This window comes from Candidatus Leptofilum sp., from assembly GCF_965223285.1.
In the GTDB taxonomy this organism is placed as follows: domain Bacteria; phylum Chloroflexota; class Anaerolineae; order Promineifilales; family Promineifilaceae; genus Leptofilum.
Window position 1 is genome coordinate 5,434,387 of sequence record NZ_OZ244997.1, and the last position, 12,585, is coordinate 5,446,971.

General features: G+C 52.3%; 14 protein-coding genes. 5 read left to right on the plus strand and 9 right to left on the minus strand.

Annotated features, from left to right (window positions below; genetic code table 11):
- The 3 genes from ACOQPU_RS24395 to ACOQPU_RS24405 all read left to right on the plus strand — a co-directional run bounded on the left by ACOQPU_RS24395 (nt 1) and on the right by ACOQPU_RS24405 (nt 2,111).
- Nucleotides 1–417, plus strand: coding sequence for a hypothetical protein (locus tag ACOQPU_RS24395; RefSeq protein ID WP_420642436.1), 417 nt, complete (start codon nt 1–3; stop codon nt 415–417).
- A 69-nt stretch (nt 418–486) separates the two neighbouring features.
- Nucleotides 487–1,323, plus strand: coding sequence for a hypothetical protein (locus ACOQPU_RS24400; RefSeq protein ID WP_420642437.1), 837 nt, complete (start codon nt 487–489; stop codon nt 1,321–1,323).
- Nucleotides 1,324–1,331: 8 nt separating this feature from the next.
- Nucleotides 1,332–2,111: a hypothetical protein gene (locus ACOQPU_RS24405; RefSeq protein WP_420642438.1), complete on the plus strand. Its 780-nt coding sequence runs from the start codon at nt 1,332–1,334 to the stop codon at nt 2,109–2,111.
- Nucleotides 2,112–2,220: 109 nt separating this feature from the next.
- Here the strand turns inward: ACOQPU_RS24405 and ACOQPU_RS24410 are convergent, their stop codons facing one another.
- The 6 genes from ACOQPU_RS24410 to ACOQPU_RS24435 all read right to left on the minus strand — a co-directional run bounded on the left by ACOQPU_RS24410 (nt 2,221) and on the right by ACOQPU_RS24435 (nt 8,530).
- The gene (locus ACOQPU_RS24410; RefSeq protein ID WP_420642439.1) at nt 2,221–4,245 is read right to left on the minus strand and encodes a beta-galactosidase; all 2,025 of its coding nucleotides are present in this window, start codon (nt 4,243–4,245) and stop codon (nt 2,221–2,223) included.
- 84 nt (nt 4,246–4,329) lie between these two features.
- Entirely contained in the window at nt 4,330–5,829 is a 1,500-nt protein-coding gene (locus ACOQPU_RS24415) for an FGGY family carbohydrate kinase (RefSeq protein WP_420642440.1), read from the minus strand.
- A gap of 104 nt (nt 5,830–5,933) precedes the next feature.
- Complete coding sequence (locus ACOQPU_RS24420) at nt 5,934–6,716, minus strand: HAD-IIA family hydrolase (RefSeq protein ID WP_420642441.1); 783 nt, start codon at nt 6,714–6,716, stop codon at nt 5,934–5,936.
- A 92-nt stretch (nt 6,717–6,808) separates the two neighbouring features.
- On the minus strand, nt 6,809–7,099 hold the full coding sequence (locus ACOQPU_RS24425) for a DUF411 domain-containing protein (RefSeq protein WP_420642442.1): 291 nt from the start codon (nt 7,097–7,099) through the stop codon (nt 6,809–6,811).
- Between the two features lie 51 nt (nt 7,100–7,150).
- Nucleotides 7,151–7,285, minus strand: a complete 135-nt coding sequence (locus ACOQPU_RS24430; RefSeq protein WP_420642443.1) for a hypothetical protein — start codon at nt 7,283–7,285, stop codon at nt 7,151–7,153.
- An 81-nt stretch (nt 7,286–7,366) separates the two neighbouring features.
- Nucleotides 7,367–8,530, minus strand: a complete 1,164-nt coding sequence (locus ACOQPU_RS24435) for an IS256 family transposase (RefSeq protein ID WP_420642444.1) — start codon at nt 8,528–8,530, stop codon at nt 7,367–7,369.
- A 303-nt stretch (nt 8,531–8,833) separates the two neighbouring features.
- Here ACOQPU_RS24435 and ACOQPU_RS24440 point away from each other — a divergent pair, with 303 nt between their 5' ends.
- A complete protein-coding gene (locus tag ACOQPU_RS24440; protein ID WP_420642445.1) occupies nt 8,834–9,181 on the plus strand; it encodes a hypothetical protein in 348 nt (115 codons plus the stop codon).
- Nucleotides 9,182–9,195: 14 nt separating this feature from the next.
- Entirely contained in the window at nt 9,196–9,396 is a 201-nt protein-coding gene (locus ACOQPU_RS24445) for a hypothetical protein (RefSeq protein ID WP_420642446.1), read from the plus strand.
- On the opposite strand, the gene ACOQPU_RS24450 is transcribed toward ACOQPU_RS24445, so the two are convergent.
- The 3 genes from ACOQPU_RS24450 to ACOQPU_RS24460 are packed head-to-tail and all read right to left on the minus strand — an operon-like array spanning nt 9,366 to nt 12,585.
- The gene (locus tag ACOQPU_RS24450; RefSeq protein ID WP_420642447.1) at nt 9,366–10,349 is read right to left on the minus strand and encodes a carbohydrate kinase family protein; all 984 of its coding nucleotides are present in this window, start codon (nt 10,347–10,349) and stop codon (nt 9,366–9,368) included. The genes ACOQPU_RS24445 and ACOQPU_RS24450 overlap by 31 nt on opposite strands.
- Nucleotides 10,350–10,402: 53 nt before the next feature.
- Complete coding sequence (locus ACOQPU_RS24455) at nt 10,403–11,566, minus strand: SIS domain-containing protein (protein WP_420642448.1); 1,164 nt, start codon at nt 11,564–11,566, stop codon at nt 10,403–10,405.
- Nucleotides 11,563–12,585: a BtrH N-terminal domain-containing protein gene (locus ACOQPU_RS24460; RefSeq protein WP_420642449.1), complete on the minus strand. Its 1,023-nt coding sequence runs from the start codon at nt 12,583–12,585 to the stop codon at nt 11,563–11,565. The genes ACOQPU_RS24455 and ACOQPU_RS24460 overlap by 4 nt, the downstream gene beginning before the upstream one ends.

Genomic DNA, 12,585 nt, shown 5'->3' on the forward strand with positions numbered 1-12,585 from the left:
ATGGATGAGAATTATCATTACCTTGAAAGCTTGTTGGAGCGAATTACATATAAACCCGATTTTTATTTTTTATTGCGTCGAATAGACGATAGAACTGCATTACTATCCTTACAATGCAAAACCTTACCTAATGCTGTGGAACCTGGAAAAGTAGCAGGATTAACAATAAACAATACGATATTGCTTGCCGAGATAAAAACCCCCTCACATGCATTACAAGCTTTTGCCAAGGTTGTCGCTGACCTGGAACTACATGAAGCAGCAGAGTTTTTTCAATTAGATAGAGAACGTATCTTTTTGCCTCACGGTTGGGATGATGGGACTGACGAAATCGGTGGTTTTGCATGGAGTGATTTCACAAATCTTAGCGGCAAATTTCTGCGTGCCCTAAAACACTATTTAATTAGCTCACTATAAGCTGGTGACATTTGGTTTGATTTTGCCGTTTGTCTTTTTTGAAAATCTTGTCATTACGCATTCATAAATATGAAAGAATTAGCCCAAGGAATAAAAGTAATTGATTTTTCTAATGGAGAATACACCCTGGCTAACCGTCTTCGATTAAGTGATGGGGTTAGGGTTGCTAATAATTTGCCTGGCGAATTAGCCTATTGTTCACATGCGATAATTCCCAAAAAACCATGGCGTGAACTCTCAGAATCTGAGCTTGATATTTTATCCTCAGATGGATTGCCTGAAGAGCGTGGACTGTGGGTAAGTGTAATTACAGTTCCAAGGTTGTTAATTGAACGATTTAGCGTTCTAAAAGCTTGTGACATTAAAGAAGATGTTGATTCGTGGTTAAATACAAAAAATGGAAAAAAAGCTATTGACCAAATAATAGAATTTTCTTCTAAGCTAGATATTTCTCTGGTTAAGCCAAATAGATATGGTGTTGGTTGTAATTTACCTAATCAAAGAACAGTAACTATAACAGGTTCATGTCTTGAAGGGCTTCATGTGGATGATGGTGACGGTTTACCATTGACTGCGAGAACGACAGCCAGAAACCGATTGATGGTAAATTTGGGTGCAGAGCCTCGCTATTTTTTATTCGTAAATTTGCCATTACAAGTAATTTATGATTTTGTATCAAGTTTTAGAGAAGATAATTCAGAAAGTATTCCAGGAATGTCTCGGATAGGTTTATTATTTATGCAAAAATTTTCAAACTATCCAGTTGTTCAGCTAGAAATTAAACCAGGCGAAGCATACATTGCGCCAACTAGCAATATTATTCATGATGGTTCTACAGTGGGTACGAAAAAATTGGATAAGATTTTTACTTGTTTAGGTAAATTTAGACCAAGTATCTTAAGGTAATTAAGTTAATGGATAAGGAAGAGTTTCTTGAGCATTTTCGCACTTATTGGCCAGTTTGGGTCGCAAGTTTCTCGGCAATTTTTTCTGCCATTGATCTGATTCTTGATTTAGGATATTCGATATTTCCCGCAATCCTCTTTTCTGCAAGCTTCTCAGCACTACTTGCTTACGGGCTTTTTTACTATGTAAGGGGTAATCTCAGGTCAAAGAAAAACGACATATTTACAACTTGTGTATCCGAAGAAAACTATGAAATTCTTGACCCAATAGGTACAAAAGCAGTTTACCAAAGAAAGATTTCGTTTATTGCAAATCAAAGTTCAACTTCTTTTCATATTCGCCCAACTCGTATGAGCGGAATAATTTCTTCTCCAGAAATCTTTAAATGTAATGATCCATCAAGTAATTTCAGATATTCAGAATCCATTATATCTGGGCAAAGGTTTATAGAAATAAGCCTTGGACGCTTAATGAAAAGAAATGATAGGTTTGATGACCTATGTATACGGTGGGAAGCAACAAATTCATTTATGGACAACCATGAAGCTGTAAATGTTCGGGTTGAGCCGGGTCAGCAGTCTTGCATTATGCGTGTTTTACTTCCTGGTAGTCGTGATATTCATGAAGCAAAGTGGGTTGTCACGTATGGAAATAAACTTGATCCAATTAGTGAGGGTCGGTTAGACGTAGTTAAAAACGAAGGAAAGAGTTTACTTGCATTTGATTTCACAAATTACATCGAGCCTGGATTAGGTGAACTAAGATTTTCCATTGAATGGTACTGGTAAAATGTAAAAGGTTGTTTTTCTTGCGTTAAGAGACATACTTGAATTGCTGCTTATTCATTTTGTCACATCCACAATTGTAAAATATGTCATTTATTTAACTGCTGCGACCTCAGCGGTAAAAAAGCAAGTCGCGGGGTGGGAGGGTGTGGCTGGTTGTGCCCACGGTGACGGTTTGGGGCGCGTCGGTGAAGTTGAGCAGCAGCCGCACGTCGCCGCGCTGGTAGGTGAGGACGCCAGCGGGCAAATCGGGCAGGCTGGGGATGGCAAGCTGGCTGGCCAAATGTTGCAGCAGGGCGCGCGCCTGCGCCGGGGTGGGGTAAAAGCCGAGGGTGAGGACGCGGCCCCGGTCTACCCTGTTTTCCGCCAAAGCGGTTGGTTGTTCTAGACCTGACAGGTTTGCCGCAAACCTGTCAGGTCTCTCTAACTCGTAGCTTGCTAGCGGAACGGCCGTTTCCAACCCCAACGTTTCAACCCAATAAGTTGCTTCCCCCGCAAAACCGGCAATCTCGCTGCGAAACGGCACCGCCTGGCCCGGCGGCAGCGACTGCCAGCTGGTGACCGTCACCCCGGCCAACTTGCGCAGCGCGCCGGGCAGCGGCTGGTCGGTGACCCGATTGGACGGTGTTTTGAAGCCGGAGCGGATGCCCAGCAGCAGCGTGCCGCCGCCGCTGGCGTAGTTGTGCAGCCGTTGGGCCAATGCCGCGTCGGCCAGGTGGGCCGTCGGGGCGATGAGTAGCTTGTAGCGGCTGAGATCGGCCGTATCTGGTACCAAATCCACGCCGATGCCCAGGCGCAGGCAGGCGTGGTAGTAGGCGTACAGGTGGCGCAGGTAGTGGAAATCTTGGCGGTGGGGCAACATTTGCAGCGTCCACAAATCGTCGTAATTAAAAATGATGGCGACGGAGGCATCTAGCGGGGCGGAGGTGAGCTGTTTTAGCTGCTCCATTTCGGTGAGCAGCTTTTTCTGATCCCGAAAGCCGACATCAGGACGGCCGTCGTGCCCCAGCAGGCCGGAGTGGTACTGCTCCTGTGCCATCAGCGTGGCGCGCCAGCGGAAGTAGATGATGTGGTCGGCTCCTTCCGCGACGGCGTGCCAAATCCAGAGGCGAGGCGTGCCGGGGCGAATGCCGGGGTTGAGCGATCCCCAGTTGATGTGCCCACACTGCTGCTCCATAATCCAGAACGGCCGTTGCTTCAAGCCGCGCATCAGCGCATGGGCCATACTTTGCACAATTGGTTCACCCACGTCGTAAGCGTAAACCGGATCGTTTCGGGTGGCATCGGCACCGGGTGGGTACAAAATCTGCCGCCAGCGGTCTGGGTTGCCTGTGGGGTAGTTGTCCCAGGTGATGAAGTCGAGCGGTGCGGCCAAATTGAACTGATCCAAATCGAGGTAAAGTCCCATAAAGTTGTGGGTGATGAATCGTCCCGGCGAGAGCTGGCGCAGCAGCTCTACTTGCTCCTGCTGGTAGCTCACGTAGGAGTCGGAGGAGAAGCGGTAAAAATCGAGCAGGTGGCTGGGGTTTTTGTAGTTGATGTCGTCGCCGGGTGGGTTGATTTGGGACCAGTCGGTGTACGTTTGTGACCAAAACATCGTGCCCCAGGCAGCGTTGAGTGCATCTAGCGTGCCATATTTTGCTTCCAGCCAAACGCGAAATTCGCGGGCGCAGTCGTCGCAATAGCAGCGGGCAGTTTTGCCGCCGCCAAACTCGTTATCAGTTTGCCAACCCACAATTCGCTCATCCTGGCCATAGCGCAAACCCATCTGGGTGATGATTTGGCGACTGTATTTACGGTAAACGGGGCTGTTTGGGCAATAGTGGCGGCGCGTACCGTGGTTGCGAGAACGGCCGTTCCCATCCACGCGCAAAATCTCTGGGTGCTGCCGGGTAAGCCAGGCGGGTGGGGTGCAGGTGGGCGTGCCCAGCACCACCTCCATGCTTGCGTTGGCAAACAGGTCAATGGCGCGATCCAGCCATTCCCAATCATAAACGCCCGGTTTTGGCTCCATTTTGGCCCAGGCAAACTCCGCCATGCGAATGATTTTCAGGCCAAGTTCGTTCATCAGGCGAGCATCTTCTGCCCACCGTTCTTCTGGCCAATGTTCGGGGTAATAACAAACACCAAATTTCATGAGATTTTCCCTTTATGAAATAGCGTAGGGGCGGGTCTCCGTGCCCGCCCCGCATTGGGCAGACACGGGGGTCTGCCCCTACATTTATTGCCAGGAACGGATGAGCCGGATCGCTTGCTGCCAACGGCCGTATCCTTCTTCCAAATTGCGTGGAGGGATGGGGCACGGTTCAAACCGGTGATGGCTGCCCGGCAGTGGCGGTAAACTGGCGACATCCGACCACACCCCTGCTTGCAAACCAGCTAGCAAAGCTGCTGCCCACGCCGTCGTCTCGGTAAAGGTGGGGCGCAGGATGGGAATGTTGAGCATGTCGGCCTGAATCTGGCAGGCGATGTTGCTGGCGGAGACGCCGCCTCCGACCAACATTTGCCCCATCGTCACCCCGGCATCTCGCGCAATCGTCTCTTTGATGGCCCGAAGCTGGTAACCCAACGCCTCTAAAAAGGCGCGCACGATGTGGCCGCGCTGGGTGCCCAGCGTCATCCCCAGCAGGGCGGCGCGGGCGTTGGGGTCGTTGTACGGCGCGTCCAATCCGGTAAAGGCGGGTACAAACATCACGCCGCCAGAGTCGGGAACGGCCGTTGCCAATCGCTCCACATCTTCATAATCATCCAAAAAGCGGGCGTTATCCCGCATCCACCGTATCGCCGCGCCGATGACTGTGGTGGGTGCTTCCAGGCAGTATGTTTGCTCATCCCCCAAATGCCACGCATTGTAAACGTTGATATGCTCCTGATGGGGTGGGTGGCTGCCGAGAAAAAATTTGACGTAAGCGGCCGTGCCGTGGGTCGATTCGGCATCCCCCGGCGTGCGACAACCGTGGCCAAACAGCGCAGCCTGCTGGTCGCCAATCATCGCCGTCACGGGAATGACTGCCGTTTCTCCCCCAGGCCCCGCAATCTGAATTTCACCAAATAGATGCAGCGTCGGGGTGGCCTCCGGCAAAGCGTCCGGCGGCACGTTCAGCCAATCGAGCCATTCCGCCCAATATTGCTTGGCGCGGAAGTCGTATAGCCCCATTGCCTGCACCAGCGAGCTGTCCATCTGGTGACCGTGCGCCTGGCCTAACGTCGTCAGTAGCCACAATGCCGATTGCCCGAAGCGTAAATGGCCCGATTTTGCTGCTTGGCGCACGGCCGTTTCATTCTTCATCCGCCACTTCAAGTGCAAGGCAGTCATGTAGGTGCCGGGGGCGTACCCCAGCCGTCGTTTGGCTTCGGCAGCAAATGGGGACTGTTCGATCTCTTTGACAATCTCCCGTGTACGTAAATCTTGCCAGGTGATGGCGTTGCTCAGGGAACGGCCGTTGCGCGCATCCCACACAAAATCGGTGTTGCGCTGGCAGGTCAGGCCACAGGCGGCAATCTGGTTGGGCTGAATTTTCGCCTTGCCAATAGCCTCGGTGATAACGGCCGTTACGCCCGCCGCCACCTCATCCGGATCTTGCTCTACCCAATCTGGCCGGGGATGCAGCCGCGCCAACGGCCGATACGCATAGCCATGCACCGTGCCAGCTTGGTCAACAATTAACGCCCGGCTGCCGCTGCTCCCCTGATCCACCCCGAGTAAAAATGATATCGACATGCAAAGTTCCTGATTTTTGCCCTGAATTATCCCAGATAGCCACAGAGTAAAAAGAGACAATGGAAAACGCAAAAACTCTCTAAGTTCTCTGTGGCAAAATTTTCCTAGGTAGTTGGCAGTAGCTCCCCTAAATGATGAATCATGTAAGTGGGAATTATATCTGATTTGGCTGCCACCTCTTGGCTGGTTGCCCCGGTTAGCGTGAGTGCGCCAGCCATGCCCGCATCTAAGCCCATCAATACATCGGTTTCCAGCCTGTCGCCTGTCATGATGCAGCGGTCAGCAGGCATGTCCAGCACGCCTAAAATCGCTTCAGCCATGTAGGCAGATGGCTTGCCCACCACCGCCTCGATTTTCGTGTCGGTACACGCTTCGATGGCGGCAATCATTGCCGCTGCGTCTGGCTCGCCACCGCCGGGCACGGGACAGTAGCGGTCGGCATTTGTCGCAAAAAAGCGCGCCCCGTTGCGAATGGCATCGAAGGCGATTTGCAGCTTGCGATATTCAAACGTCCGGTCAAAGCTGGCAATTACCGCGTTTACCTTGTTGGCATCGTCGGTGAGGGTGAAGCCTGCGGCCGTTAGCTCATCACAAAGCGACTGTTCGCCGACGACAAACAGGCTGGCTCCCGGCATGCGCCGTTGCAAAAAATCTACCATCACGTAAGACGAGTTGATCACGTCGCTGGCTGGCGTGGGCAAGCCTAGCCGAGTCAGCTTTTGGGCATACACTTGGCGCGTCTGGGTGGGGTTGTTGGATAAAAAGACGGTTCGCTTGCCCATTTGCCGAAGCTGGGTGATGCTTTCTCCGGCATGGGGCAGCAATGCCTCACCTAAATAAACCGTCCCATCCAGATCAAAAATATAGGCATCGTACTCTTTCATCATCTTGCCACTATCTTTGCAGATTTTTGGCAAAAGCCAAAAAAAAGGCGGCTCGTTGCCGAACCGCCTGATTGGGTCTGTTGAGATTGTTTTGTTTACGGGTAAGTGGCGTAAACGGCCGTTTCACCCGCTTCGTTAAACGTTAAGACATTAAACGCTTCGGCCGCTCTGTCGGGCGATTCCATGCCCGGTGAGCCAATTGGCATCCCTGGGACACCAATGCCCAATACATCTGGTTTTTCAGTTATTAACCGACGAATCTCTGCTGCCGGTACGTGTCCTTCAATAATATAGCCATCCACGACGGCCGTATGGCATGAGTAGAGCTGAGTGGGAACTTGATGATCTACTTTAACCTGTATCAGGTTTTGTACCCCTTTTTCCACCACGGTGAAACCATGTTCTTCCAGGTGTTTGCTCCAATCGCCACAGCAGCCTCAGGTGGGCGACTTAAATACAGTCACCACGCCAGGCTCATCGACGACTGCCAATGAATCAGCGTCTGTTGCCTGACCACAGGCTGATAAGCCTGCAAGCAACAGAGCCAGGATAATCAAAAAGAAACGTTTCATGCAAGAACCTCCAAAATTGTTGATAAAGCAACATCTTTTCTGTAAAAGTGAAGAACCCAGAATTACCTAGAACATTAAAAACTACAGATTGTCTAGCCGGATGTAAGTCCGGCCAGTTTGCCACTCATCGCTAATTTCCATGACAACGGCCGTCACCAACCGCAAACAAGATGCCTCGTTCGGAAACAAGGTGGCCACTCGCGAACGTCGTCGAATCTCGCGATTGAGCCGCTCCAACGAGTTGGTAGTGCGAATCAGGCGGCGATGGGTATCCGGGAAGGAAAAAACGGTCAACCCTTCCGGGATGTTGGTTTCCAACCAGTCGGCGAGCTTGGCTGCTTTGGATACATACTTCTTGACCACCTGAGCCAGCAACGTTTCGGCATCATGGCGGGTAGCGGCATTGAAAATGGCGCGAATGTCGGCGGCCACTTCTCGCTTCATGCCTCGCTTGGGCACGTAGGCTTGGGCATTCCGCTGCAAGTGACATTGGCAACGCTGCCAGGGAACGCCACCAAAAACGGCGCGACAGGCCTGTTGGATGCCGATGTGGGCATCAGAAATGACCAGCTCAACACCAACCAGCCCACGCTGCACCAGGCTTTGCAGAAAGCGACGCCAGTGTGCTTCTTGTTCGCTGAGCGAGACGCTGACCCCCAGCACTTCCCGTTTGCCCTCCAGATTGACGCCTGCCGCCAGCAGCACAGCGGCCGAGCGCACCTGGCCATCTAGACGCACTTTTTCATACCGAGCGTCCAGGTAGAGATATTTCATCTGGCCTAACGGCCGTTCCCGCCACTGACTGAGCTGTTCATCCAACTCAGCGGTAGCCCGGCTCACCTGCATGGAGGTTACCTCGAAGCCACACAACTGCTCGGTGATCGCCGCCACTTTGCGGGTGGAGACGCCTTGCACGTACATTTCGGCCAACGCTAGTTTCAAGGCCCGCTCACTACGCAGCCCCTTTTCCAACGCTTGGGGGTAAAAGCCACCTTCGCGCACCTGGGGCACATCGAAGGTGATTTTGCCGACGCGGGTGGCCACGCTCTTGGGCTTGTACCCATTGGCCTGTCCCTGTCGTTCGGCTGACCTTTCGTAGGGGCCGACACCTAAATGCTTCTGTCGCTCCAGCTGCATAGCTATATTGATGACCGTTTGAATCAGGTCTGGCACGACATCGAACCCTTGCTGGGCAATCTGTTCGAGTAATTCTGCTGGTAAAGTACAATCGGTTTGGTAGGTCATGAATGTCTCCTATTGGTTGTGGTAACTTCTAGGGTACTTCATGGCCTACTCTTGCCAAAAATTACAGAAACAACGTTACACTATCAAATTGTTTTTGCACAATTTGTATAGTTGGTTGTTATCGTGCTTGTTGTGCAGAAGATACCAGCTTCCATAATGAAAATATATTGATTTCCATTAGTAGAACTTATGGATGAATGTCATGATCTATGAGGTAACGATGAATCATGGAAGGAGTGCGGTTGAACAAAACGGGGAAACAACGATAATTGACATTAACCTACAATAGCAATTGGAAATTATATGAAGACACCCGCTGGCAAAGAGTGCCGTTTTTATTACCAGAACTTTCATCGAGGTAAATCTGATCAGGAATGCCGCCTGATAATAGCTAACCCACGCTCAGAGGCGTGGCGGCCCAACGATTGCAGTAGCTGCCCCGTGCCGGATATTTTACTTGCCAACAGCAATCCTGATTTGGTCCTTGAAGCGACCGTGCAAAAAGGCTTTTTGGGGTTTAATCGCCGGGTGGAGGTAAAAGCGTTTTGCAGCAAACATCTGATTGATGTGCCCAAACCGCACGTTGGCTGCCCCCAGTGCGCCCGCGAGAAGCCAGGTTTGCCGGACCTGTTTGATAATCTCAATAAATAAGCCAACTCTTCGCCATGCTGAAAGCGATTCTTTTTGATTTAGACGATACGCTGCTGGGGAATGATTGGGAAAATGATATTGTGCCTGCGCATGGTTTGGGGATTTGCACCTTCTGGTTGTCTCTCAATGGCGATTTGCCGCCTGATGATTTGGCGGTGCCAAACGGCCGTACCCTCCAAGATGTTCACAACTTGTTAGCCGCTTGTTTAGAATAGTCCGCCAACCTTGCCAGAGCTTCTGCTTGGCGACTAAGGGCGTTCAGGGCACCATACCCCTCAATAACCAAAGAAGCCGATATGAGACCATATGGCACGGCCTGTGTCGCGTTGCCTGTGCGGGCTAACCCCACCATAAAACCGCCGCAAAAGCTGTCCCCGGCACCCGTCACGTCGATGATGCGCGAATCGTTGGCTGTGTGGTAGGCAGGGAAGTGTGTGATGGTTTGGGAACGGCCGTTCACCAACAGAACCCCCTTCGCTCCATTTTTCACCACCACCCAGGGTACGCCCCAACTGGCTACAGTTAAGGCTGCTTCCGCCAAATCTACCTCATCCCCAAAAAGCGACCGCATCTCCATTGCGCTGGGCAAAAAGACGTCAATTTGTGGCAAGATTTGCTTAATCTGCGCGGTGCGTGCGGGAACCATATATCTTTCACCAGGGTCGAGGGTAATTTGCTGCACATTTGCCTGTCGGAGTCGCGCTGGTGTGTTGAGATGCGTTGCTAAGGCAAGCGGGGATAGGTGAACGGCCGTTACATCTTCCCACGCCATTGGCCAATCTTCCGGGCGCAACGCCAGCGGTTCGTAATTGTATGGGTCATCTTGGCCAGGGGTGGAGTGTTGGTAGTTGGTTAGGGCGGCGGGCAAGGGTTGGCCGATGCGGGCAAAATGGGTGGCGGGATTGGTATCGTCCCGACGGCCGTCTGGCAAATAGGCAAAAAAGGTGCGGTGATCTTGCGGGGTAGGCAGCCGCACCAGCCCCTCGATGCTAATTTGGTGGTTAGCCAGCGGAGCCAGCCATGCGTGCGGGTAATTACTGCCAATCCGCGCCCACAAATTGACCGGTTCTCCCCAAATTGCAGCCCCGACGGCGGCATACAACCCATTGCCGCCTACCACCTCCACCCGTGCTTCGCCCGCATGGGTGATCAAATAATCAATGCGCATCCCGCCTGCTGTCACAAACATCGTGGTTTTAGAAATTGGACACCGATTTTTCCCTATCGTCTGACCTCATCAATTTGCTCGCTGTTGCGAATACGGGAGATGCCGCCGCCTCCTTCTACGCTGCGTCCGCCGCCAAAGCCACGAAAATAGGGTTCGCCAATGAGCTGTGCGCGATAAGCGGCAAAAAGCGTCCCCGGTAGGCAGGTGAGCAGCGGTGAGAAACATTCACGGGTGGGTACGGCCGTTTCCCACACAAAATCCAGCTCAGAATGAGTAGCCAAAGGGCTACCCTGCGGCGCAACCCCCGCCACGCGCTGCCCAATCGCTTTGGCCGCCATCACTGTTTCTAGCGTGCGCCCCTCATCCCAGCCCCCCGCGCCAATAAAAACGGTGGGCGTGGCCACCTGCCGCCCAAAATATTGCAAATGGGCCCACTCTTCTGTGTCTTGGGCTACGGCCGTATCGCCACTCGCTTCCAAAATTTTGGCTGCGCTAAACATGGCCGTGCCATAATTTGGCCCCGCCCCGCAAAAGACAAATTGGTCTGCGTCGGGCCACGCTTGCGCAGCTTGCCGCGCAACTGCATCGCTGAGGGCAATCGTTTGGGCCATCAAATTAGCGGTGTGTGCTAACTCGCGGCGCAGCTTGTTTGCGGTGGCTTTGGTCAGACCGCCACGATGTTCGCCTAGTTGGATAGCAGACAGGTAGAGGGCTAGCTGAGAAGCCACATAGCTGCGCGTACCAGGCACAATCATCCCCCGTAACTCATCTGGCAATGGTGGAACGGCCGTTTCAAGGATTAATTCCGCAGCCTGTGCCAATGGCCCCGCTGGATTGCCGGTGAGGGCAACGGCCGTTGCCCCAACTTGCCTTGCCAAATTCATCGCCTCCACCGTGCGGTTCACGCCACCGCTGACGGATACTGCAATTACCAAATTGCTGCCTCGCCCCGTCTCTGGCAAAAAGCCCACGGCGTAGCGGGCAAACTGCATGGCTGTCATCGGTTCACAGGACAGCCCCGCGAGTTGCTCAAAGGCGAGCTCGGCGTTGAGGGGAGCAAAGTAACTGTCGCCGCAGCCAGTGGTGAAGACGCGCGTGACTTTTTGGCTCAGGGCTGGGGTGATGGTGTGGCGAACGGCCGTCACCAAATCATCTATCATTGTTTCTACCATTTCTGGCAGGGTGTCTACCTGTTGATGTAGGGGAGTTCGTTTCATACTTTCTCCAACAACTTTTTTAGCTCTGTCCAGGCTTGTGCTTCCATATCGGCCAGGCGTTGCAGCGGCGCGACACATTCTGTTAAGTGGGCAGCTGGATTTTCGGCCTCTGACGTTTGTTTACTCCAGTTGGCAAACGCTTCCCAAGCATCGCCGATGGTTTTGAAGGCGCGTGCGGTATCTTCAAAACGAGTGTCTTGCAGGATAACGGCCGTTTCGCACAAAAAGCGACTGAGCATGTAACGGAACATTCCACCCCCAGAGCCACCCACGGCGCTCACAAAGATATAGGCATTGAACAACGCCCATTTCAATTCATCGGCAGTGAGTTGCTCTGGCCATTTTGGCAGCATAACGGCCGTTTTGCGAATCCCTTTCACGCCGAAATTGCTGATGGGTGGTTCCAGCATTAAGGTCGCCATATTGTGAACGGCCGTGTGTAATTCCTCTGGCAGCGGTTGACGTTTTTCACTGAAATCAAAGGTCAGCCAGCGGTTTTTGGGTGGGAATGGCTTGAACTTGGAATTTCGCGCTTTTGCCAGGTCTGCCATTGGCACGGGGTAGAGGCCATCTCGTTCAGAAATTAGCACAGTATCCGTTGTTTCATCATACCCGCAAGCGACCACCGTGTGACCACCAAAATGGTATTCCGTTCCGCCAAAATCAAAGTAGGGCAAGAAGCCCATATCAACTTGCAGCATTACCGGCTGCCCGCTGTTAAGCATTTCTAGCAGCGTTTTCTTTGCCTTGCGGCTGCTGCTTGTACTGTGGCTGCCCAGCTTAACCCCGGTGCGCTGTGCTGCCAATGCCTCCATGCTGGGTTTTGGCTGGCTTCGCCCACCCATAAAAGGGGGCGCGCCTTTTTGTTGCCAGTAGATGTAGCCAACCCCTTCGCCAAGGCCAAGCAGCATCTCCTCAGTAAGGGGATGATGATTAAAGTGATACACCTCTGCCATAGAACCCGTCACACAGTGATGGGTATAAAAATGATTGAAACCTGCTAACGGTTGGATGTTCAT